At 50.5% G+C, this 206-nt stretch carries 1 protein-coding gene; it reads left to right on the top strand.

What is annotated here, in order from left to right:
- On the top strand, positions 1 to 206 hold a 206-nt coding region (locus C6N31_RS47660; protein WP_198359805.1), incomplete at both ends, for an acetate and sugar kinases/Hsc70/actin family protein.

Here is a 206-nt window from a genome sequence, read left to right as displayed (position 1 = left end):
GATTCCGCTGCCCTGAAGTCCTCTTCCAGCCTTCTCTCATTGGAATGGAATCTGCAGGAATCCATGAAACCACCTACAACTCCATCATGAAGTGTGACGTTGATATCAGGAAGGATCTTTATGGCAACATCGTGCTCAGTGGTGGCTCCACCATGTTCCCTGGTATTGCTGACAGAATGAGCAAGGAGATCACTGCTCTCGCCCCC

Origin of the sequence: Streptomyces fildesensis (assembly GCF_016107395.1) — a bacterium.
Taxonomy (GTDB): domain Bacteria; phylum Actinomycetota; class Actinomycetes; order Streptomycetales; family Streptomycetaceae; genus Actinacidiphila; species Actinacidiphila fildesensis.
This window is presented reverse-complemented; position numbering and strand designations above follow the sequence as displayed.